This is a genomic window from Streptomyces sp. NPDC060002, assembly GCF_042737245.1.
In the GTDB taxonomy this organism is placed as follows: Bacteria; Actinomycetota; Actinomycetes; order Streptomycetales; family Streptomycetaceae; genus Streptomyces.
In genome coordinates this window covers 40,170-62,835 of sequence record NZ_JBHWUW010000016.1, presented here as the reverse complement: position 1 = coordinate 62,835, position 22,666 = coordinate 40,170, and the positions used below count along the sequence as shown (strand labels likewise).

Annotated in this window: 18 protein-coding genes and 1 tRNA gene; 13 read left to right on the top strand and 6 right to left on the bottom strand. The window is 69.2% G+C overall.

All coding sequences use genetic code 11. From position 1 onward, the window contains the following. Nucleotides 1-231 precede the first annotated feature (231 nt). Nucleotides 232-1,170, top strand: coding sequence for a DUF4184 family protein (locus ACFWBD_RS16895; protein ID WP_385667352.1), 939 nt, complete (start codon nt 232-234; stop codon nt 1,168-1,170). On the opposite strand, the gene ACFWBD_RS16890 is transcribed toward ACFWBD_RS16895, so the two are convergent. Both ACFWBD_RS16890 and polA read right to left on the bottom strand, forming a co-directional pair. Next, entirely contained in the window at nt 1,136-1,567 is a 432-nt protein-coding gene (locus ACFWBD_RS16890) for a hypothetical protein (protein ID WP_385667351.1), read from the bottom strand. The two genes, ACFWBD_RS16895 and ACFWBD_RS16890, sit on opposite strands and share 35 nt — an antisense overlap. Nucleotides 1,568-1,726: 159 nt before the next feature. Next, entirely contained in the window at nt 1,727-4,450 is a 2,724-nt protein-coding gene (gene polA / locus ACFWBD_RS16885; protein ID WP_385667350.1) for a DNA polymerase I, read from the bottom strand. 187 nt (nt 4,451-4,637) lie between these two features. Here polA and ACFWBD_RS16880 point away from each other — a divergent pair, with 187 nt between their 5' ends. The 9 genes from ACFWBD_RS16880 (at nt 4,638) to ACFWBD_RS16840 (ending at nt 14,677) form a co-directional block, all read left to right on the top strand. Beyond that, nucleotides 4,638-6,932 (top strand): FdhF/YdeP family oxidoreductase, encoded by a 2,295-nt coding sequence (locus ACFWBD_RS16880; RefSeq protein ID WP_385667349.1) that lies wholly within the window; start codon nt 4,638-4,640, stop codon nt 6,930-6,932. A 51-nt stretch (nt 6,933-6,983) separates the two neighbouring features. Beyond that, on the top strand, nt 6,984-7,472 hold the full coding sequence (locus tag ACFWBD_RS16875; protein WP_385667348.1) for a PaaI family thioesterase: 489 nt from the start codon (nt 6,984-6,986) through the stop codon (nt 7,470-7,472). Between the two features lie 74 nt (nt 7,473-7,546). Beyond that, entirely contained in the window at nt 7,547-7,978 is a 432-nt protein-coding gene (locus ACFWBD_RS16870; RefSeq protein ID WP_385667347.1) for a hypothetical protein, read from the top strand. Further along, nucleotides 7,975-8,682, top strand: coding sequence for a Tat pathway signal sequence domain protein (locus ACFWBD_RS16865; protein WP_385667346.1), 708 nt, complete (start codon nt 7,975-7,977; stop codon nt 8,680-8,682). Before ACFWBD_RS16870 ends, ACFWBD_RS16865 begins: the two co-directional genes overlap by 4 nt. A 271-nt stretch (nt 8,683-8,953) precedes the next feature. Continuing rightward, complete coding sequence (locus ACFWBD_RS16860; protein WP_385667345.1) at nt 8,954-10,180, top strand: branched-chain amino acid ABC transporter substrate-binding protein; 1,227 nt, start codon at nt 8,954-8,956, stop codon at nt 10,178-10,180. A 111-nt stretch (nt 10,181-10,291) separates the two neighbouring features. Beyond that, the gene (locus ACFWBD_RS16855; protein ID WP_385280907.1) at nt 10,292-11,224 is read left to right on the top strand and encodes a branched-chain amino acid ABC transporter permease; all 933 of its coding nucleotides are present in this window, start codon (nt 10,292-10,294) and stop codon (nt 11,222-11,224) included. 5 nt (nt 11,225-11,229) lie between these two features. Further along, the gene (locus ACFWBD_RS16850) at nt 11,230-13,053 is read left to right on the top strand and encodes a branched-chain amino acid ABC transporter permease (RefSeq protein WP_385667344.1); all 1,824 of its coding nucleotides are present in this window, start codon (nt 11,230-11,232) and stop codon (nt 13,051-13,053) included. Nucleotides 13,054-13,058: 5 nt separating this feature from the next. Continuing rightward, the gene (locus ACFWBD_RS16845; RefSeq protein WP_385667343.1) at nt 13,059-13,964 is read left to right on the top strand and encodes an ABC transporter ATP-binding protein; all 906 of its coding nucleotides are present in this window, start codon (nt 13,059-13,061) and stop codon (nt 13,962-13,964) included. Then, nucleotides 13,961-14,677 (top strand): ABC transporter ATP-binding protein, encoded by a 717-nt coding sequence (locus ACFWBD_RS16840; RefSeq protein ID WP_385667342.1) that lies wholly within the window; start codon nt 13,961-13,963, stop codon nt 14,675-14,677. The genes ACFWBD_RS16845 and ACFWBD_RS16840 overlap by 4 nt, the downstream gene beginning before the upstream one ends. A gap of 77 nt (nt 14,678-14,754) precedes the next feature. On the opposite strand, the gene ACFWBD_RS16835 is transcribed toward ACFWBD_RS16840, so the two are convergent. Beyond that, nucleotides 14,755-15,411 carry an ANTAR domain-containing response regulator gene (locus tag ACFWBD_RS16835; RefSeq protein WP_385667341.1) on the bottom strand — a complete coding sequence of 219 codons (657 nt, stop codon included), beginning with the start codon at nt 15,409-15,411 and terminating at the stop codon, nt 14,755-14,757. Between the two features lie 102 nt (nt 15,412-15,513). Between ACFWBD_RS16835 and ACFWBD_RS16830 the strand changes: the two genes are divergently transcribed. Then, nucleotides 15,514-15,588: transfer RNA gene (locus ACFWBD_RS16830), tRNA-Leu, on the top strand. Nucleotides 15,589-15,694: 106 nt separating this feature from the next. Then, nucleotides 15,695-16,450, top strand: a complete 756-nt coding sequence (locus ACFWBD_RS16825) for a transcriptional regulator (protein ID WP_385667340.1) — start codon at nt 15,695-15,697, stop codon at nt 16,448-16,450. A 3-nt stretch (nt 16,451-16,453) separates the two neighbouring features. On the opposite strand, the gene pyk is transcribed toward ACFWBD_RS16825, so the two are convergent. Together pyk and ACFWBD_RS16815 are read right to left on the bottom strand one after the other, a co-directional pair. Beyond that, the gene (gene pyk, locus ACFWBD_RS16820; RefSeq protein WP_385667339.1) at nt 16,454-17,890 is read right to left on the bottom strand and encodes a pyruvate kinase; all 1,437 of its coding nucleotides are present in this window, start codon (nt 17,888-17,890) and stop codon (nt 16,454-16,456) included. A 191-nt stretch (nt 17,891-18,081) separates the two neighbouring features. After that, the gene (locus ACFWBD_RS16815; protein ID WP_385667338.1) at nt 18,082-18,783 is read right to left on the bottom strand and encodes an SIMPL domain-containing protein; all 702 of its coding nucleotides are present in this window, start codon (nt 18,781-18,783) and stop codon (nt 18,082-18,084) included. Nucleotides 18,784-18,932: 149 nt separating this feature from the next. Between ACFWBD_RS16815 and ACFWBD_RS16810 the strand changes: the two genes are divergently transcribed. Then, nucleotides 18,933-20,744 (top strand): bifunctional metallophosphatase/5'-nucleotidase, encoded by a 1,812-nt coding sequence (locus tag ACFWBD_RS16810; RefSeq protein WP_385667337.1) that lies wholly within the window; start codon nt 18,933-18,935, stop codon nt 20,742-20,744. A gap of 84 nt (nt 20,745-20,828) precedes the next feature. Here ACFWBD_RS16810 and ACFWBD_RS16805 read toward each other — a convergent pair whose 3' ends face one another. Further along, on the bottom strand, nt 20,829-22,250 hold the full coding sequence (locus ACFWBD_RS16805; protein WP_385667336.1) for a lysine N(6)-hydroxylase/L-ornithine N(5)-oxygenase family protein: 1,422 nt from the start codon (nt 22,248-22,250) through the stop codon (nt 20,829-20,831). Nucleotides 22,251-22,666 lie beyond the last annotated feature (416 nt).

The window sequence follows — 22,666 nt, the reverse complement described above, 5'->3', positions numbered from 1 at the left end:
CCCGAGGGTTGCACCCATGGGCGGATTGCCCTGCTCCGCTCTTCCGTTCGACGCGCCCTCGGGCATGCCGACCCAGGCGACCCTACGACAACTTCTTTTGCACCGGCACCCGTTCGGGTGGCGTTTTCACCAGCCGGTCATGTGCGGTCGGTCTGGAACCGTGCCCCGCATACTGGACGTCGTAGATCACCGGGCCGGCCGGCCCGTCAACGTTCGCCCCGGGGAGCCCCGTTGCCGTTCACCCTGAGTCACGCGGCGGCCGTGCTACCTGCCGTGCGCGCCGACGGCACCGGTCGCGGGTCCCTGGTTCCGGCCGCCCTCGTGGCGGGTTCCTTCGCTCCCGACATGACCTACTACGCGGCGAGTGTCCTGTCCGGGGCCATGGAGTTCGGCGACGTCACACACTCCCTGCCCGGCGTGTTCACGATCGACGTGCTCGTCGCCTGGGCTCTGGTGGGGCTCTGGCTGCTGGTGCGCGAGCCGCTGGTGGCGCTGCTGCCGCGGTCCCGGCAGGGCCGGGCTGCCACGCTGACCCGCTGCGGGGCGCCACGCGCGCGTGTACGGCCGTCCACCGCCCTGTGGTGGTACGTCTCCGCGGCGCTCGGCGCGCTGACCCATGTGGTGTGGGACGAGTTCACGCACCTCGACCGCTGGGGCATGCGGCTGTTCCCCGTCCTCGGCGAGGACATCGCCGGATCGCCTCTGTACTGGTACCTCCAGTACGGGGGTTCGGCCGTGGCCGCGGTGGTGATCGCCGCGTTCGTGACGTACGCGCTGCGCCGGGCGCCGGCCGGCGAGCCGGTGGGGGTCGCGGTGCTGTCGGTGCGGGACCGGTGGTGGGCGGGCGCCGTGATCGGCGGTTGCGCGCTGGTCGCGGCGGTGCGGCGGGCGACGCGGTGGTGGGAGTACTGGGGGTCGCGCGAGGCGAAGCCGTGGGAGCTCGTCCCGACGCTGTGCTTCGGGGCGGGCGCGGGGCTGGTGCTGGGGATGCTGCTGTACGCGGTCGGAGTGCGGCTGTGGCGTCCGGCCCGGCCTGTCCGCCCGGCTCGTCCGGCTCGTCCGGCCGCCCGGGATGCCTGCGCCGGGCAGCCGGAAGCGGACGCGGACGGGGCTGCGGAAGCGGAAGCGGACGGGGTCAGTGTGCGGCGGAGCCGCCCCGGCGTTCGGTGAGGGGGGTTGCCGTCGCGACGAAGAGCGGGATGCGACGGTCCGTACGGGGTCCGCGGAGCCGGCCGAGGACGCCGAGCGCCCGGACCAGGTGTCCGCGTACCGCCTCGGCCCACAGGCGCCGCCGGCTGTCGTCCCGGGGAGCGAACCCGGCGAGGACCCGGGCCAGGAAACGGGGCAAGGGCAGGGGCAGAAGCCCGGTGAGAGCCGGACCGTGAAGCCGCGCGGCAGCCGCATGCAGGGCCGTGGCGGGGGTCCACGGGATCCGGGGGGTGGCGGCGCCCGGCGCGAGGGCGGGGCGCGGCCGCGTCCGGGAAGCCGCGCCGGGCCAGGACTCCGCGGCCGCCGTGGCGTGAACGCGTGCGTGGGCTTTCCGGCGGTGGAGCATGCGTATACCCATGGCGGCATCCTGATGGCCCTGACCCGGCTGGGGCCTGTTCTCGGGGGCCACGCGGGTGAGGGCCCTCGGGGGATGTACCGGCGGTGACCGAACATCTCGCGACGCCGACGGCTCCCACGACACCGGCGGGGGAGCGGCAGGCCGCTCCCCCGCCGGGGGCTAGTGCGCCGCCGACTCCCAGTCCGCGCCCGCGCCGACCGACACGTCCAGCGGGGCCCTGAGCTGGACGGCGCCGGCCATCTCACGGCGGACCAGCTCCTCGACCGCCGCACGCTCACCGGGGGCGATCTCCAGGACGATTTCGTCGTGGACCTGGAGCAGCATGCGGGAATTCAGGTCCGCCGCGCGCAGGGCCGCGTCCACCTTGAGCATGGCGATCTTGACGATGTCCGCCGCCGTGCCCTGGATCGGCGCGTTGAGGGCCATGCGCTCGGCGGCCTCACGGCGCTGCCGGTTGTCGCTGTTGAGGTCGGGCAGATAGCGGCGGCGGCCGAAGACCGTCGCCGTGTAGCCCGTCGCCCGCGCCTCGTCGACCGCGCGGCGCAGATAGTCCCGTACGCCGCCGAAGCGCTCGAAGTAGGCGTCCATCAGGCCACGGGCCTCGCCCGCGTCGATGTTCAGCTGCTGGGACAGGCCGAACGCCGACAGGCCGTACGCCAGGCCGTAGGACATCGCCTTGATCTTGCGCCGCATCTCCGCGTCCACCGCGGTGGGCTCGACGCCGAACACCTGGGAGGCGGCCGTGGTGTGCAGGTCCTCGCCGGAGGTGAACGCCTCGATGAGGCCGGCGTCCTCCGACAGATGAGCCATCACACGCAGCTCGATCTGGCTGTAGTCGGCGGTCATCAGGGACTCGAAGCCCTCGCCGACGACGAAGCCGCGGCGGATCGCCCGGCCCTCGTCGGTGCGGACGGGGATGTTCTGGAGGTTCGGGTCCGTGGAGGACAGCCGGCCGGTCGCGGCGACCGTCTGGTTGAACGTGGTGTGGATGCGGCCGTCCGCGGCGATCGTCTTGATCAGGCCCTCGACGGTGACCCGCAGCTTCGCCTGCTCCCGGTGGCGGAGCATGATGACCGGCAGCTCGTTGTCCGTCTGGCCGGCGAGCCAGGCCAGGGCGTCGGCGTCGGTGGTGTAGCCGGTCTTGGTCTTCTTCGTCTTCGGCAGGCCCAGTTCGCCGAAGAGGACCTCCTGCAACTGCTTGGGCGACCCCAGGTTGAACTCGTGCCCGGCCGCCGCGTGCGCCTCCTTCACGGCCTGCTGGACGGCGCCCGCGAACATCTGCTCCATGGCCTCCAGGTGGGGACGGTCGGCGGCGATGCCGTGCCGCTCCAGGCGGGCCAGGAGGGCGGAGGTCGGCAGCTCCATGTCGCGCAGCAGGTCGGCCGCGCCGACCTCCTCCAGCCGGCCGCGGAACGCCTCGCCGAGGTCGACGATCGTGCGGGCCTGCACCATGAGGGCCTCGGCCTCGGCGCCGTCGTCCGCCCCGAAGGCGAGCTGGCCGTCGGCCGCGGCGGCGGGGGCCAGCTCACGGCCCAGGTACTCCAGGGACAGCGCGTCCAGGTCGAAGGAGCGGCGGCCCGGCTTGACCAGGTAGGCGGCGAGCGCCGTGTCCATCCCGACGCCGGCGACGGACCAGCCGTGCTCGGCGAAGACACGCATGGCGCCCTTGGCGTTGTGCAGGACCTTGGGGCGGTCCTCGGCGGCGATCCAGGCCGCCCACGCGTTCTCGTCGGCCTCGTCCAGCTCCGCCGGGTCGAACCAGGCGGCCGCTCCCGCGGCGGCGGCGAGCGCGATCTCGGCGACCGAGCCCGCGCCCAGCGCCCAGGCGTCGACGGTGGCGACGCCGAGGGTGTCGGTGCCGTGCTCCGCGAGCCAGCCGGCCAGCTCGCCGGTGCCCAGCACCGTGCCGTCCAGCTCCACCCCGCCGGTGATCACCGGCGTCGCCTCGGCCTCCTCGCCGCCCGGGTCGACGGCGTACAGCCGCTCACGCAGCGACGGGTTCCTGATCTCCAGGGTGTCCAGGATCATCGCGACGGTCGTGCGGTCGTACGGGGCGCGCTCCAGCTCGACGACCGTCCTCGGCAGCTCGACGGTACGGACCATCTCGGTGAGGCGGCGGTTGAGCTTGACGGCCTCCAGGTGGTCGCGCAGGTTCTGCCCGGCCTTGCCCTTCACCTCCTCGACCCGCTCGACGAGCTCCGCGAACGAACCGAACTGGTTGATCCACTTCGCGGCCGTCTTCTCACCGACCCCGGGGATGCCCGGCAGGTTGTCGGACGGGTCGCCGCGCAGCGCCGCGAAGTCGGGGTACTGGGCGGGCGTCAACCCGTACTTCTCGACGACCTTCTCCGGGGTGAACCGGGTCAGCTCCGAGACGCCCTTCGTCGGATACAGCACCGTGGTGTGCTCGGACACCAGCTGGAAGGAGTCGCGGTCGCCTGTGACGATCAGCACGTCGAAGCCCTCGGCCTCGGCCTGGGTGGCCAGCGTGGCGATGACGTCGTCCGCCTCGAAGCCGTCCACCGCGAACCGGGACACGTGCATCGCGTCGAGCAGCTCGCCGATCAGCTCGACCTGGCCCTTGAACTCGTCCGGCGTCTTGGACCGGTTCGCCTTGTACTCGGTGAACTCCTCGGAGCGCCAGGTCTTGCGGGACACGTCGAACGCGACCGCGAAGTGCGTGGGCGCCTCGTCACGCAGGGTGTTGGCCAGCATCGACGCGAAACCGTAGATCGCGTTCGTCGGCTGGCCCGTCGCGGTGGTGAAGTTCTCCGCGGGCAGCGCGAAGAACGCGCGGTAGGCCAGCGAGTGCCCGTCCATGAGCATCAGGCGGGGCCGGCTGCCGGCGGGGGTGTCGGTCTTCTTCGCTGCTGTCTCTGCCACGCCCCCGATCCTGCCACGCCCCACTGACACTCGGTCCCGGCCACCACCGCTCACGGGATCCCCCGGGCCGCCGGCCGTCCGCCGCAAGCTTTGCTCCCGCCCGCCGACCCGCCCGCGGATGAACGGTGTCGGCGCCTCGTGCGAGGATCCCGGAGGTATGTCGCACAGGCGAGCGAGGGAGAGCGCGATGGCAACGAAGCCGCCCAAGGCCGATCCGGTCCAGGACGCTCCGCAGGTCGCCGAGCCCAAGCACGTCGCGGCGGGCCTGCCGGCAGTCGGGCACTCCCTGCGGATGGCCCAGCAGCAGATGGGTGTGAAGCGCACCGCGCTGACCCTGCTGCGCGTCAACCAGAAGAACGGCTTCGACTGCCCCGGCTGCGCCTGGCCCGAACCCGAGCACCGGCACACCGCCGAGTTCTGCGAGAACGGCGCGAAGGCGGTCGCCGAGGAGGCGACCCTGCGCCGGGTCACCCCCGAGTTCTTCGCCGCGCACCCCGTCACCGACCTCGCCGGCCGCAGCGGCTACTGGCTCGGCCAGCAGGGTCGCCTCACGCACCCCATGTACCTCCCCGAAGGCGGAGAGCGCTACGAACCGGTGACCTGGGAGCGCGCCTTCGACATCATCGCCGAGGAGACCGCCGCCCTCGCCTCGCCCGACGAGGCCGTCTTCTACACCTCGGGCCGCACCAGCAACGAGGCCGCGTTCCTCTACCAGCTCTTCGCCCGCGAACTCGGCACGAACAACCTCCCCGACTGCTCCAACATGTGCCACGAGTCGTCCGGCTCGGCCCTGTCGGAGACCATCGGCATCGGCAAGGGCAGCGTCCTGCTCAAGGACCTCTACCAGGCCGACCTGATCATCGTCGCCGGGCAGAACCCGGGCACCAACCACCCGCGCATGCTGTCCGCGCTGGAGAAGGCCAAGGCGGGCGGCGCGAAGATCATCAGCGTCAACCCGCTGCCCGAGGCGGGCCTGGAACGCTTCAAGAACCCGCAGACCCCCAAGGGCCTCACCGCGGGCGCCTCGCTCACCGACCTCTTCCTCCAGATCCGCATCGGCGGCGACCAGGCCCTCTTCCGCCTCCTCAACAAGCTCGTCCTCGAGACCGAGGGCGCGCTCGACGAGGCGTTCATCGCCGAACACACCCACGGCTTCGAGGAGTTCGCCGACACGGCCCGCGCCGCCGACTGGGCCGAGACGCTCACCGCGACCGGCCTCACGCGCGCGGAGATCGAGGAAACCCTGCGCATGGTGCTCGCCTCCGAGCGCACCATCGTCTGCTGGGCCATGGGTCTCACCCAGCACAAGCACTCCGTGCCGACGATCCGCGAGGTCGTCAACTTCCTTCTGCTGCGCGGCAACATCGGCCGTCCGGGCGCGGGCGTGTGCCCGGTGCGCGGGCACTCGAACGTGCAGGGCGACCGCACCATGGGCATCTTCGAGCGGCCCACGCCCGCCTTCCTGGACGCCCTGGAGAAGGAGTTCGGCTTCGCGCCCCCGCGCGGGCACGGCTTCGACGTCGTGCGCGCCATCCGCGCACTGCGCGACGGCGAGGCGAAGCTGTTCTTCGCCATGGGCGGCAACTTCGTCTCCGCCTCCCCCGACACCGAGGTCACCGAGGCGGCCATGCGGCGCGCCCGGCTCACGGTGCACGTGTCGACCAAGCTCAACCGCTCACATGTCGTGACCGGCGCGCGGGCCCTCATCCTGCCGACGCTCGGCCGCACCGAGCGCGACCTCCAGGCCGGCCCGAACGGGAAGAGCACAGAGCAGTTCGTGACCGTCGAGGACTCCATGGGCATGGTGCACGCCTCCCGCGGCCGCCTCGCCCCCGCCAGCGCCCACCTGCTGTCCGAGCCCGCCATAGTCTGCCGCCTCGCGCGCCGCGTGCTCGGCGAGGACAGCAAGGTGCCGTGGGAGGAGTTCGAGAAGGACTACGCGACGATCCGGGACCGCATCGCGCGCGTGATCCCCGGCTTCGACGACTTCAACGCGCGCGTGGCCCGCCCCGAGGGCTTCACCCTCCCGCACGGCCCGCGCGACGAGCGCCGCTTCCCCACCGCGACCGGCAAGGCCAACTTCACCGCGGCCCCCGTCGAGTACCCGCGGCTGCCCGAGGGCCGGCTGCTCCTGCAGACGCTGCGCTCGCACGACCAGTACAACACCACGATCTACGGCCTCGACGACCGCTACCGGGGCATCAAGAACGGCCGCCGGGTCGTCCTGGTCAACGCCGAGGACGCGCGCGCCCTCGAGCTCGCCGAGGGCTCCTACGTGGACCTGGTGAGCGAATGGCACGACGGCGTGGAGCGGCGGGCGCCCGGCTTCCGGGTCGTGCTCTACCCGACCAGCCGGGGCTGCGCCGCCGCGTACTACCCGGAGACCAACGTCCTGGTCCCGCTGGACGCCACCGCCGACACCAGCAACACCCCGGCCAGCAAGTCCGTCGTCGTCCGTCTGGAACAATCGGCTACCGACTGAGCGTTTGCTTAAGTCCAGCTGGACTGTGATCGACGAACGGAGCCGGGCCCCATGGGCGAGCAGCAGCACGTGAAGTTCCCGCAAGAGGTCATCGACGAGTACGCGGCCCTCGGCATCGACATCCTGGCCCTGTTCTCCGCCGGACACCTGGGCACCCGGATGGGCGTGGAGATCATCGAGGCCTCCGCGGACCGGGTCGTCGGCACCATGCCGGTCGAGGGCAACACCCAGCCCTACGGCCTGCTGCACGGCGGCGCCTCCGCGGTCCTCGCCGAGACCCTCGGCTCGGTCGGCTCCATGCTGCACGGCGGCAGCTCCAAGATCGCCGTCGGCGTCGACCTGAACTGCACCCACCACCGCGGGGCCCGCTCCGGCCTGGTCACCGGCGTGGCCACGCCCGTGCACCGGGGGCGCTCCACGGCGACGTACGAGATCGTGATCAGTGACGAGGAGGGGCGGCGCGTGTGCACCGCGCGGCTCACCTGTCTGCTGCGGGACGTACGAGCCGGCGACGGGGCGCAGGCGCGCCCCGCCAAGTGACGGGCCGGCCGCTCCGGAGGGTCACGCGTGCGCGGCCGTTGCCCGCCGCCACCGCGGCGGCCTAGCGTCGGGGCATGACCACGGCAGGAGCCCCCCGGACGGGGGCGGCGGGGCGGCTGCTCGGACCGGCGTGGCCGGCGGCCTTGCTGGCGGGCCTGCTGGCGACCGGCTGCGCAGCCTCCGGGAGCGCCGGCGCGAGCGGCACCCCGTCACCGCCCCCTTCCCCGTCCCCGTCCGCATCCGCCACCTCGCCCGAGGAGTTGTGCACCCGCATCGTCGCCCACTGGTCGCGCGAGATCCTGGACAGCACCACCTACGGGGACTACCAGTCGATGGGTCTGTCCAACGGCCAGTACGAGATCCTGCGGACCGTCGTGGGCGCCGCGCGGACCGCGAAGAAGCGCCAAGGAGCCGAGGCCGCCGACGAGTTGATCGACCGCGAGGCGGCCGAGGGCTGCGCCGACCGGTACCGCTCCGGCACCCCGACCGAGGGACCGTGGCAGTGAGCGGCACAGGCCCGGTGGAGCCCGGCGAGGGCACACATGCCTGGGACACCCCCAACGCCGACCGCACCCCCGCAGGCACCCACACCCGCGGCCCCGCCGCCGTCCTCGACACGGACGCCCTCGACACGGACGCCCCAACTCCCGGCGCCCGCCTGCTCCGCAGGCTCGCCCGACTCCATGCCGCCCACCGCCGGGCCACGTCGGCCGCCCTCACCGCGGTGGTCCTCCTCGCGGGCGGCGGCTACCTCTACGCGACCCGGCCGCACGACGCCGAACGGGCAACGCCCGCACCGCCGTTCCCGTCCCAGGTGGTGGACGTCAGCTACCTCGGCCAGGTCGCCGTACCGCCCGGCACCCGCCCCCGCACCTTCGCCTTCGAGGTGCTGCTCGGCGTGGAGTCCGGCCCGCCGGTCACCGTGACGCGAGTGGCCCAGCCGTATGCCGGGCTTTCCCTGACGTCGGCCCCACGGGCTCCGTTCCGGACGAAAGCGGGCTCCGTCCGCAAGGTCGTCATCACCATGCACGCAACGGAATGCGGAAAAGTCCCGAGAGACGCCGGACTGCCTTTCATAGACGTAACTCTACGTAATGCGCGCGCAATACAGGTCCACAGCTACATCCTGGGCGCGCGCTATGCGCACGACCTGTCCGAGGCCCTACAAGTCGCCTGCAGCAACGAATCCGGTCATCACCAAAACGCCTGAGACACCTGAACGAACCCCGGCCCGTCCTGCACGTTCTCAACATGCGGACAGGGCGAATCGGCCTGAATTCAGCTGTTCCACCCACCAAGTACCGCTCTGCATTACCTCGTGTCATAACAAGAGCGTCACAGCATCGGCCAGACCCTCCTCTCCGTCAGCTTCACCCGCTTAGAGTCACGCCCAGTCACCGCGCGGCTGGAATACCCCTCCGGCTCAGCGCTCGACTCGGCCTCTTCCAGGGGGGAGAGCCGCCCAGGGAAAGGACTGGAACGTGCGTCAACGTTCGCTCATCGCCATTACCGCCGCGCTGTCCGCGGGAGCACTCACCCTCACCGCCTGCGGCTCGCGTGACAGCGACGACAAGGGCACCGACAGCGGCGGCACCACCGTCACCATCGGTGTCGACGCGCCGCTGACCGGCGACCTGTCCGCCATGGGCCTCGGCATCAAGAACTCGGCCGACCTGGCCGTCAAGAACGCCAACAAGCAGAAGTACGTCGACGGCGTCACCTTCAAGATCGTCTCCAAGGACGACCAGGCACAGCCCTCCGCGGGCCAGCAGAACGCCGCCGCCCTGGTCGCCGACAAGAGCGTCCTCGGCGTCGTCGGCCCGCTGAACTCCTCCGTCGCCGAATCGATGCAGAAGGTCTTCGACGACGCCAAGCTCGTCGAGATCTCCCCGGCCAACACCGGCGTCTCCCTCACCCAGGGCGCCGACTGGCAGAACACCAAGAAGCGCACCTACAAGTCGTACTTCCGCACCGCGACCACGGACGCCGTCCAGGGCCCGTTCGCCGCCCAGTACGTCTTCAACGACGCCAAGAAGAAGAAGGTCTTCGTCATCGACGACAAGAAGACCTACGGTGCCGGCCTGGCCGGCACCTTCACCGAGGAGTTCAAGAAGCTCGGCGGCACGATCGTCGGCACCGAGCACATCAACCCCGACAGCAAGGACTTCTCCGCGGTCGCCACCAAGGTGAAGAACTCCGGCGCCGAGGTCGTCTACTACGGCGGCGAGTACCCGCAGGCCGGCCCGCTCAGCAAGCAGATCAAGGCCGCCGGCGCCAAGATCCCCCTGGTCGGCGGTGACGGCATCAACTCCGCCGACTACATCCCGCTCGCCGGCGCCAGCGCCACCGGTGACCTGTCCACCTCCGTCGGCGCCCCCGTCGAGGAACTCCCCTCCGCCAAGCAGTTCGTCGCCGACTACAAGGCGGCCGGCTACAAGGACGCGTACTCCGCCTACGGCGGTTACGCCTACGACTCCGCCTGGGCCATCATCGAGGCCGTCAAGAAGGTCGTCGCGGACAACGACGGCAAGCTGCCCGACGACGCCCGCGCCAAGGTCACCGCCGCCGTCCAGAACGTCTCCTTCGACGGCGTCACCGGCAAGGTCTCCTTCGACGAGTACGGCGACGCCACCAACAAGCAGCTCACCGTCTACGCCGTCGAGAACGGCGCCTGGAAGGCCGTCAAGTCCGGCACCTACACCGGCTGACCCACACCCGCACCACAGCTGAGCCGCGCGGGGCGCTGTTCCACAGGCGCCCCGCGCGGACTCGCATCCGGCCCCCCGTCGAAACATCCGAACCGTCTCGGAGGACATGCGGTGAACGAACTGCCGCAGCAGCTGGTCAACGGCCTGCTACTGGGATCCATGTACGGCCTTGTCGCCATCGGCTACACAATGGTCTATGGCATTGTCCAGCTCATCAACTTCGCCCACGGCGAGATCTTCATGACCGGAGCGTTCGGCGCTCTCACGGTCTACGCGTACATACTGCCCGACGGCACATCCATGGCGATCGCCCTGCCACTGATGCTCGTCGGAGCCGTGATGGTCTCCGTGACCATCGCCGTGGGAGCGGAACGGTTCGCCTACCGTCCCCTCCGCAACGCCCCACGTCTCGCCCCGCTCATCACCGCCATCGGCCTCTCCCTGGCCCTCCAGCAGGCCGTGTGGGCCTGGTACCCCGAGGCCAAGTCCGCCCGCACCTTCCCCGAGATCCCCGGCGGACCCTTCGAGATCGGCAACGTCACCATCCAGACCGGTGACGTCTTCCTGCTCATCGCCGCCCCCATCAGCATGGGCATCCTCGCCTACTTCGTCATGAAGACCCGCACCGGACGCGGCATGCAGGCCACCGCCCAGGACCCCGACACCGCCAAACTCATGGGCGTCAACACCGACCGCATCATCGTGATCGCGTTCGCCCTCGGCGCCACCTTCGCCGCCGTCGGCGCCGTCGCCTACGGCCTCAAGTACGGCCAGATCGACTTCCGGATGGGCTTCATCCTCGGCCTCAAGGCCTTCACCGCGGCAGTCCTCGGCGGCATCGGCAACATCTACGGAGCCATGATCGGCGGCGTCGTCCTCGGCATCGCCGAAACCATCGCCACCGCCTACATCGCCGACATCCCCGGCATGGACAAGTTCGGCAGCCAGTCCTGGGCCGACGTCTGGGCCTTCGTACTCCTCATCCTCGTGCTCCTGCTGCGGCCACAGGGCCTGCTCGGCGAGCGCGTCGCGGACAGGGCGTGACACCGATGACGACACAGACCACCACCGCCGAAGCGCTCGACAAGCCCGCTTCCGCGCAGGCCGGCCTCATCGGCATCCCGGCAGCCGCCGGCCGCGCCCTCGCCACCGGCGGCGGCATCCTCACCATCATCTCCACCTTCCTCGCCTGGACCTGGACCTCCGCCTTCCCCGGCGACCTCACCGTCTACGGCTACCCCGGCGGCCTCCAGGTCCTCGTCCTCATCGGCGCCGCCCTCACCACCCTCTTCGCCCTCGCCACCTACGGCATCAAGGGCCTCGGCTGGCTCATCCCCGCCGGCGGCGACGGCGCCATCAAGTTCGCCGCCCTCGCCACCTTCGCCACCAGCTGGTACACGGTCATCGCGATCAGCACCGACCTCGGCGGCGTCGTCAACCTCGAAATCGGCGGCTACCTCGTCGCCATAGGCAGCCTCGCCGCCTTCCTCGGCGCCCTCGCCCTGCCCTTCGAGCACCCCGAGGCCGACCCGATCGACCCCGACGACACCTCGTGGGAGCACACCAGGCACAAGGCCGCCCACAAGTGGGAGACCGTCAAAACCGCCTTCGCCTCCGGCACCGCCAAGCCCGTCGGCAAGCTGCCCTCCTACGCCGAGATCCTGATCATCGTCGCCGTCCTCGCCCTCGGCCTCACCGTCTTCACCTACGGCATCGGCACCGAGTACGACGAACTGTTCGTCGGCTTCCTCATCACCGCGGGCTTCGGCTTCGCCGCCCTCAACAAGGCCGGCCTCGTCGCCCAGGCAAGCCAGATCACCGCCCGGCACCAGAGCATCACCACCTGCGGCGCCTTCGTCACCGCCGCCCTCTTCCCCTTCACCCAGACCGACGACCAGTACGCGACCATCGGCGTCTACATCCTCATCTTCGCCACCGTCGCCCTCGGCCTGAACATCGTCGTCGGCCTCGCCGGCCTCCTCGACCTCGGCTACGTCGCCTTCCTCGGCGTCGGCGCCTACGCAGCCGCCATGGTCTCCGGGTCCCCCAGCTCCCCCTTCGACGTGCACTTCCCGTTCTGGGCCGCCGCACTCGTCGGCGCCGGCGCATCCCTCGTCTTCGGCGTCCTCATCGGCGCCCCGACCCTGCGACTGCGCGGCGACTACCTCGCCATCGTCACCCTCGGCTTCGGCGAGATCTTCCGCATCACCGCCAACAACCTCGACGGCACCTCCGGCCCCGACATCACCAACGGCTCCAACGGCATCTCCTCCATCCCGAACCTGAACATCCTCGGGTTCGACTTCGGCGCCGTCCACGACATCGCCGGATTCAGCATCGGCCGCTTCGCCAACTACTTCTTCCTGATGCTGATCATCACCGCCGTCGTCGTCCTCGTCTTCCGACGCAGCGGCGACTCCCGCATCGGCCGCGCCTGGGTCGCCATCCGCGAGGACGAGACCGCCGCCCTCGCCATGGGCATCAACGGCTTCCGCGTCAAGCTCATCGCCTTCGCCGTCGGCGCCTCCCTCGCCGGACTCGCCGGCACCGTCCAGGCCCACGTCACCTACACCGTGACACCCGAGCAGTACCTCTTCGCCGGCCCCATCCCCCCCAACTCCGCCTTCCTCCTCGCCGCCGTCGTCCTCGGCGGCATGGGCACCATCAGCGGTCCGCTCATCGGCGCGTCCCTGCTGTTCCTCATCCCCAACAAGCTCCAGTTCCTCGGCGACTACCAGCTCTTCGCCTTCGGTCTCGCACTCATCCTGCTGATGCGCTTCCGCCCCGAGGGGCTCATCCCCAACCGGCGCCGCCAGCTCGAATTCCACGAAGACGCGGAAGCGCCCACCGTCCTCACGAAGGCAGGGGCCTGACCACCATGACCACCGACACCACCACCAAGGACGCCCCTGTCGGCGAAACGGTGCTCGACGCCCGCGGCGTGACCATGCGATTCGGCGGCCTCACCGCCGTCCGCAACGTCGACCTCACCGTCAACAGCGGAGAGATCGTCGGCCTCATCGGCCCCAACGGCGCCGGCAAAACCACCTTCTTCAACTGCCTCACCGGCCTCTACATCCCCACCGAGGGAGAGGTCCGCTTCAAGGGCAACGTACTGCCCCCCAAATCCTTCAAGGTCACCGCCGCCGGCATCGCCCGCACCTTCCAGAACATCCGCCTCTTCGGCAACATGACCGTCCTGGAGAACGTCCTCGTCGGCCGCCACACCCGCACCAAAGAAGGCTTCTGGTCGGCCGTCCTGCGCCTCCCCTCCTTCCACAGGGCCGAAGCCGCCTCCCGCGAACGCGCCATGGAACTCCTGGAGTTCATCGGCCTGGAGAAGAAGGCCGACCACCTCGCCCGCAACCTCCCCTACGGCGAACAGCGCAAGCTGGAGATCGCCCGGGCCCTGGCCAGCGAACCCGGACTGCTCCTCCTCGACGAGCCGACCGCCGGCATGAACCCCCAGGAAACCCGCGCGACGGAGGAGCTCGTCTTCGCCATCCGCGACAAGGGCATCGCCGTCCTCGTCATCGAGCACGACATGCGCTTCATCTTCAACCTCTGCGACCGCGTCGCCGTCCTCGTACAAGGCGAAAAACTCGTCGAAGGCGACAGCGCGACCGTCCAGGGCGACGAACGAGTGGTCGCCGCCTACCTCGGCGAACCCTTCGAAAACGCCCCCGGCGACGAAGAGACAGCCGAAGTCGAGGCCGCCGAAGCGAACGCCGAAAGCGCCGCCACCCCGACGGACGCCGCGCCCGGCAAGGAGAACGACCGATGACCGCACTGCTCGAAGTCGAGGACCTCCGGGTCGCCTACGGCAAGATCGAAGCCGTCAAAGGCATCTCGTTCAAGGTCGAGGCCGGCGAGGTCGTCACCCTGATCGGCACCAACGGCGCCGGCAAGACCACCACCCTGCGCACCCTGTCCGGCCTGCTCAAGCCCGTCGGCGGCCAGATCAAATTCAACGGCAAATCGCTGAAGAAGACCCCCGCCCACGACATCGTCTCGCTCGGACTCGCCCACTCCCCCGAGGGGCGGCACATCTTCCCGCGCATGACGATCGAGGACAACCTCCGCCTCGGAGCCTTCCTCCGCAGCGACAAAGCGGGCATCGACAAGGACATCCAGCGCGCCTACGACCTCTTCCCCATCCTGGGAGAGCGCCGCAAGCAGGCCGCCGGCACCCTGTCCGGCGGCGAACAGCAGATGCTCGCCATGGGCCGCGCCCTCATGTCCCAGCCCAAGCTCCTCATGCTGGACGAGCCCTCCATGGGCCTCTCCCCCATCATGATGCAGAAGATCATGTCCACCATCGCCGAGCTCAAGTCGCAGGGCATGACGATCCTGCTCATCGAGCAGAACGCCCAGGCCGCCCTGTCGCTCGCCGACCACGGCCACGTCATGGAGATCGGCAAGATCGTGCTCTCCGGCACCGGCCAGGACCTCCTCCACGACGAGTCCGTCCGCAAGGCGTACCTCGGCGAGGACTGAACCCGCCCCTCGCATACGACGAGGCCCGCGCCCCTTCTCCGGGCGCGGGCCTCGTCGTTTACGTATATCCGGGCGGCTCAGCCCTTGGACGACTTCTTCTCGTCGGCGTCCTGAATGACGGCCTCGGCGACCTGCTGCATCGACATCCGCCGGTCCATCGACGTCTTCTGGATCCACCGGAACGCGGCCGGCTCCGTCAGCCCGTACTCCGTCTGGAGAATCGACTTCGCCCGGTCCACCAGCTTGCGCGTCTCCAGCCGCAGCGTCAGGTCCGCGACCTCGTTCTCCAGCTCCCGCAGCTCCGTGAACCGCGAGACGGCCATCTCGATCGCCGGGACGACGTCACTCTTGCTGAACGGCTTCACCAGGTACGCCATCGCACCGGCGTCACGCGCCCGCTCGACGAGGTCACGCTGCGAGAACGCGGTCAGCATGAGGACGGGCGCGATGCGCTCCTCGGCGATCTTCTCGGCGGCGGAGATGCCGTCCAGCTTGGGCATCTTCACATCGAGGATGACCAGGTCCGGCTTGTGCTCGCGGGCGAGCTCGATGGCCTGCTCACCGTCACCTGCCTCGCCGACGACGCTGTAGCCCTCCTCCTCCAGCATCTCCTTGAGGTCGAGACGGATCAGCGCCTCGTCCTCGGCGATGACGACACGGGTCGTCAGCGGAGGCACGTGCGACTGGTCGTCGTCGGGCGCGTCTACGGGCTGGGGCGACTCGGGGGCGGTCACGGGGGCTCCTCGTTCAGGGCACATGGGTACTGCTCACAAGAGCCTACCTAGCTGCGGTAAGGTGGGTGCGCGGAGGGTCAAGGGAAACCTTTGATTCATCGAGCCCCGGTAGCCCAATTGGCAGCAGGCAATGGATTCAAAACCCATACAGTGTCGGTTCGAGTCCGACCCGGGGCACTTTTCCTTCGATTCCAAGGTTGACATTAGGAAGCGGATGTTCCCGTTCTGGTGAACATCCGCTTTTTGCTGCGTGTCATCGCGATCACGCTCACAGAGTGGGCACATGTACGACGTCAGCACACGCAAGCGAGCAATCGCGCTGCTTTCACAAGGCCGCAGCCTCAACTCCGTAAGCCGGGAAACAGGCATCTCACGCGCCGCAATTCGCTCGTGGCAGGACCGACTTGAACCGCTGCCCCGAATGGCAGCCCCGCTTCCTGACCCACCGAGCGACCGAGTCTCGTACTCGTACCTACTCGGCCTCTACCTGGGCGACGGATGCATCAGCCCTCATCCCCGCGGCGGCCACTACCTCCGCATCGCGTGCGCGGATGCCTGGCCGGGCCTCATCGACGCCTGCGAAGCCGCCGTCCGCACGATCAGTCCCGCCCACACGGCGTACCGCGTCCAGGCAGTGGGCTACGTATCAGTAGTCGGCTACTACCCGCATTGGCCCCGCCTGTTCCCACAGCACGGCCCCGGCAAGAAGCACCAGCGGCGGATCGTCCTCGAACCCTGGCAGCAGGCCATCGTCAACGAACATCCCTGGGAGTTCATTCGCGGACTCATCCACTCAGATGGCTGCCGAATCATCAACTGGACCGAGAAGACCGTCCGCGGCGAGCGCAAGCGCTACGAATACCCGCGCTACTTCTTCACCAACCTGTCCGGCGACATCCGTGGGCTCTTCACGGACACCCTCGACAAGCTGGGCGTCGAGTGGACCTACTGCACCCGCAACGGAATCCCCTTCAACATCTCCGTCGCCCGCAAGGCCTCCGTCACTCTCATGGACACCCATGTAGGCCCCAAGTACTGACCCCTACTTGGGGCTGTCGTCCTCTCCGACGTGGTGGACTCGGACCAGGTTCGTCGAGCCCGACACCCCGGTGAGTGAACCCGCCGCGATGACCACCACGTCGCCCTTCTGGCAGCGGCCGTACCTCAGGAGCAGCTCGTCCACCTGGTCGACCATCGCGTCCGTGGAGTCCGCGTGCGGGCCGAGGAACGTCTCGACGCCCCAGGTCAGGTTCAGCTGGGAGCGGGTCGCCGGTTCCGGGGTGAAGGCGAGGAGGGGGATCGGGGAGCGGTAGCGGGAGAGGCGGCGGACGGTGTCGCCGCTCTGGGTGAAGGCGACGAGGAACTTGGCGTCGAGGAAGTCGCCGATCTCGGCGGCCGCGCGGGCGACGGCGCCGCCCTGGGTGCGGGGTTTGTTGCTTTCGGTCAGGTCGGGGAGGCCTTTGGCGAGGATGTCCTCTTCGGCCGCTTCGACGATCTTGGCCATGGTGCGGACGGTCTGGATGGCGTGTTTGCCGACGCTGGTCTCGCCGGAGAGCATGACGGCGTCGGTGCCGTCGATGACGGCGTTGGCGACGTCGGAGGCTTCGGCGCGGGTGGGGCGGGAGTTCTCGATCATGGAGTCGAGCATCTGGGTGGCGACGATGACGGGCTTGGCGTTGCGCTTGGCCAGTTTGATCGCGCGTTTTTGGACGATGGGGACCTGTTCGAGGGGCATCTCGACGCCGAGGTCGCCGCGGGCGACCATGATCCCGTCGAAGGCGGCCACGATGTCGTCGATGTTCTCGACGGCCTGGGGCTTTTCGATCTTGGCGATGACGGGGAGGCGGCGGCCTTCGTCGTCCATGATGCGGTGGACGTCGAGGATGTCGCGGCCGCTGCGGACGAAGGAGAGGGCGATGACGTCGAAGCCGGTGCGGAGCGCCCAGCGGAGGTCTTCTTCGTCTTTTTTGGAGAGGGCGGGGACGGAGACGGCGATGCCGGGGAGGTTGAGGCCTTTGTGGTCGGAGATCACGCCGCCTTCGATGACGCGGGTGTGGACGCGGGGGCCGTCGATCTCCGTTACTTCGAGGCAGACCTTGCCGTCGTCGACGAGGATGCGTTCGCCGGTGGTGACGTCGGTGGCGAGGCCGGCGTAGGTCGTGCCGCAGCGCTGGCGGTCGCCTTCCACTCCTTCTTCGACCGTGATGGTGAAGGTGTCGCCGCGTTCAAGGAGTACGGGGCCTTCGGTGAAGGTGCCGAGGCGGATCTTCGGGCCTTGAAGGTCGGCGAGGAGGCCGACGCTGCGACTGGTCTCGTCGGAGGCCTTGCGGACGCGGTGGTAGCGCTCCTCGTGCTCGGCGTGGCCGCCGTGGCTGAGGTTGAAGCGGGCTACGTCCATTCCGGCGTCGACCAGGGCTTTGATCTGGTCGTATGTGTCGGTGGCGGGGCCCAGGGTGCAGACGATTTTCGCTCGGCGCATGTTTCGAGCTTATGTCTTACCGGTGGGTAGGGAATTTGGAGGGCGTGGCCGCTCAACAACCTTTGGGTGAAGGGTTGTTGTCAAATGGCGTCAACCAATAAATTGTGCGGACTGCCGCTCTGATGAGCGCTTTTCCGTTTTCCGGATTCCTTGACCGCCCAGGATGCTTCGGTTTCTCCGAATGGGTGAATTCACAGGCTCGGCGGGTTCATCGTGAACTGTGCGCTGACGTCGGCCCGGACCTGCATTCGCTGCGGTTCGAGGTCGAGGGGCTCGGGTGCCGCGGTCTCGGTGTCCGCGGCTGCCATGGAGAAGCGGACGGCGCGGCGGTCGAAGGCGGAGCGGGGGCGTCCGCCCGCTGTGCCGGTGTCGGTGAGTTCGAGGAGGGCGGCGACGGTGGTGCCGAGGGCTTCCGCGTATTCGTTGGCGCGTTGTACGGCTTCGCGTACGGCTTGCTGTCGGGCTTGGCGGTGGACGGGTGAGGTGGGGCGGAGTTCCCAGGAGGGGCCGTCGATCCTGGTGAGGTCGAGGTCGGCGAGGCGGGTGGTGAGTTCGCCGAGGGCGGTGAAGTCGTTGAGTTCGGCGGTGAGGTGGATGGTGCCGTGGTGGGTGCGGACGCGTTCGCCCCGGCCGCGGTGGGTGAGTTCGGGGGTGAGGGATACGGCGCCGGTGGAGAGGTTCTCGACTGCGTCGCCGTAGGACTTGATCAGGTCGAGGACGGTGGTGTTGCGGCGGGTGAGGTCGTCGAGGGTGGTGCGGCGGTCGCGGCCGCGGGCGGTGATGGTGATGCCGATGCGGGCGATCTCGGGGTCGACTTCGAGTTCGGCTTCGCCGCGGACCGTGAGGAGGGGGGCGTCGGGTGTGCCGTACGGGGGATTCTGCGGGGAGGTCATACGTCCTACCTTGTCATGGCTTTCCCTGGTCCCTGGGGGGAGTTGACCGTGCTGGTCACCAGATCGAAACCTCCTGGACCTGTTGCCGTCGGTCATGCCCGGGTCAGAATCTACGCGCGTCGTCAACCTTTCCCCGAGGAGCATGAGACATGCCGTTGAATCGCCGGAAGTTCCTGAAGAAGTCCGCTGTGACCGGGGCGGGGGTGGCGATCGCGGGTGCTGCCGTGGCTCCGGCGCGGGCCGCCGAGGCGAAGAGGCCGGGGAAGCCGGTCAAGCAGCCGAAGCGGTACGCGCTGACCGTGCTGGGGACGACCGACCTGCATGGTCACGTTTTCAACTGGGACTACTTCAAGGACGCGGAGTACAAGGACGCGGCCGGTAATGCGCAGGGGCTGGCGCGTATCTCGACGCTGGTGAACCAGATCCGTAAGGAGAAGGGGCGCGAGAACACGCTGCTGCTGGACGCGGGTGACACGATCCAGGGCACTCCGCTGACGTACTACTACGCGAAGGTGGATCCGATCACCGCCAAGGGTGGTCCGGTGCATCCGATGGCGCAGGCGATGAACGCGATCGGGTATGACGCGGCGGCGTTGGGCAACCACGAGTTCAACTACGGCATCGAGACGCTGCGGAAGTTCGAGTCGCAGTTGCGGTTCCCGCTGCTCGGGGCGAACGCGGTGGACGCGAAGACGCTGAAGCCGGCGTTCCAGCCCTACGTGATCAAGACGTTCTGTGTGAAGGGTGCGCCGCCGGTGAAGGTGGCCGTCCTCGGGCTGACGAACCCGGGTATCGCGATCTGGGACAAGGCGTATGTGCAGGGCAAGCTGGCGTTCCCGGGGCTCGAGGAGCAGGCGGCGAAGTGGGTGCCGAAGCTGAAGTCGCTGGGTGCGGACGTGGTGATCGTGTCGGCGCACTCGGGTTCGTCGGGTACGTCGTCGTACGGTGACCAGCTGCCGTATGTGGAGAACTCGGCGGCGTTGGTGGCGCAGCAGGTGCCGGACATCGACGCGGTTCTGGTGGGTCACGCGCATGTGGAGATCCCGGAGCTGAAGGTCGTCAACGCGAAGACCGGGAAGACGGTCGTGTTGTCGGAGCCGCTGGCGTATGCGGAGCGGCTGTCGGTGTTCGACGTGGAGCTGGTGTTCGAGAAGGGGCGGTGGACGGTCGAGTCCGTTGCTTCGAAGGTGCTGAACTCCAACACGGTCGCGGATGATCCGAAGATCACGAAGTTGCTGGGTGACGAGCACGCGAAGGTCGTGGCGTACGTCAATCAGGTGGTCGGTTCGGCGACGGAGACGTTGACGACGGTGGAGGCGCGGTACAAGGACGCTCCGATCATCGACCTGATCACGAGGGTGCAGGAGGATGTCGTCAAGGCGGCGCTGGCCGGTACGTCGTATGCCTCGCTGCCGGTGATCGCGCAGGCGTCGCCGTTCTCGCGTACGTCGGAGATCCCGGCCGGCGAGGTGACGATCCGGGACCTGTCGAGTCTGTATGTGTACGACAACACGTTGGTGGCGAAGTTGCTGACGGGTGCGCAGGTGCGGGCGTACCTGGAGTATTCGGCGCAGTACTTCGTGCAGACGGCGGCGGGTGCGGTGGTCGACACGGAGAAGCTGACGAACGCGGCGGGGCGTCCGGACTACAACTACGACTATGTGTCGGGTCTGGCGTACGAGATCGACATCGCGCAGGCGGCGGGTTCGCGGATCAAGAACCTGACGTTCGGTGGGGTGGCGTTGGACGATGCGCAGCAGTTCGTGCTGGCGGTGAACAACTACCGGGCCAATGGTGGTGGCGCGTTCCCGCATGTGGCGTCGGCGCAGGAGCTGTGGGCGGAGTCGACGGAGATCCGTACGCGGATTTCGGAGTGGGTGACGGCGAAGGGTGTGCTGGATCCGAAGGACTTCGCGTCGGTGGACTGGAAGCTGACGCGTGAGGGTACGCCGGTCTTCTAGGGGTTCTTGGGCTTTGTCGCTCCGCGGGTCGGTGTTTCATGCGGTGGTCCGGTCGGCCACTGGGTGAGCACCGCCTTTCGCGTTCTAGCGTCGGTCGACGAGGGGGGTGAGGGTGGGGGCCTGTCGGGCTTGGGGGACTCGGGGTTGGTGTTGTTCGAGTCCGAAGGTGGTGAAGGCGGTGCGGGTGGGGAGGGGGTGGGTCTCTTTGCCGGTGAGGGTGTTGAGGATGGTGGCGCTGCGCCAGGCGGCGAGGCCGAGGTCGGGGGCGCCTACGCCGTGGGTGTGGCGTTCGGCGTTCTGGACGTAGACGTTGCAGCCGGTGGCGGTGACGGAGGGGTCGAGGATGAGGCGGAAGTGTTCGTCGACGCGGGGGCGTTCGCTGTTGTCGCGGCGGATGTAGGGGTCGAGGCCGGCGAGGATGCGGTCGAGGGGGCGTTCGCGGTGGCCGGTGGCGAGGACGACGGCCTCGGTGGTGAGGCGGGTGCGGGTGTTCTGCTGGATGTGTTCGAGGTGGAGTTCGATCTTGGTGGTGGCGATGCGTCCTGCGGTGCGGACGCGGACGCCGGGGGTGAGGACGGTGTCGGGCCAGCCGCCGCCCAGGGTGCGGTCGTAGAGCTCGTCGTGGATGGCGGCGAGGGTGGTGGCGTCGATGCCTTTGTGGAGTTGCCATTGGGCGGTGGTGAGGCGGTCGCGGGTGGTTTCGGGGAGGGCGTGGAAGTAGCGGGTGTAGTCGGGGGTGAAGTGTTCGAGGCCGAGTTTGGAGTACTCCATGGGGGCGAAGGCGTCGGTGCGGCCGATCCAGTGGAGTTGTTCGTGGCCGGCGGGGCGGTGGCGGAGGAGGTCGAGGAAGACTTCGGCGCCGGACTGTCCTGATCCGACGACGGTGATGTGGCCGGCGGCGAGGAGGGTGTCGCGGTGGGTGAGGTAGTCGGCGGCGTGGACGACGGGTACGCCGGGGGCGTCGACGAGGGGGCGCAGGGCGTCGGGGATGTAGGGCTCGGTGCCGATGCCGAGGACGACGTTGCGGGTGTGGGTGCGGCCGAGGGCTTCGGCTTCGCCGGCGGTGTCGAGTTGGGTGTGGTCGACCTCGAAGACGTCGCGTTCGGGGTTCCAGCGGACGGCGTCGACCTGGTGGCGGAAGTGGAGTCCGGGGAGTTGGTCGGCGACCCAGCGGCAGTAGGTGTCGTATTCGGCGCGTGGGGTGTGGAAGCGCTCGGCGAAGTAGAAGGGGTAGAGGCGTTGGTGGGTTTTGAGGTAGTTGAGGAAGGTCCAGGGGCTGGTGGGGTCGGCGAGGGTGACGAGGTCGGCGAGGAAGGGGACCTGGACGCGGGCGCCGTCGATGAGGAGGCCGGGGTGCCAGTCGAAGCGGGGGCGTTGTTCGTAGAAGACGGCGTTGAGTTCGGCGAGTGGGTGGGCGAGGGCGGCGAGGGAGAGGTTGCAGGGGCCGATGCCGATGCCGACGAGGTCGCGGGGGGTGTCGGCGCCGGGTTGTGGGGGTGTGTTCATCGGGGGGTGTGTCCTTCCACCAGGTCGAGGAGGGCGGCCAGGTCGTGGGGGCGGGTGTGGGGGTTGAGGAGGGTGGCTTTGAGCCAGAGCCGGCCGTCGAGGCGGGCTCGGGGGCATGCTCACGGGGGCGGGCTCCTCCGGGGTGCGGGGGCGGATGGCCGCAGCGGGGAGTGTCAGCTTGTCGGGGATTGCGTGGTCGCGTCCGGAACATCCGGTGAGCGGAACCCTAAAGGGGGACGTGTTCTTGCGGCCCTGGCGCGGGGCGCGGGGCGCGGGGCTGGCCCTGGTGCGGGGCGCGGGGCTGGCCCTGGCGCGGGGCGCGGGGCGCGGGGCTGGCCCTGGTGCGGGGCGCGGGGCTGGCCCTGGTGCGGGGCGCGGGGCTGGCCCTGGTGCGGGGCGCGGGGCTGGCCCTGGTG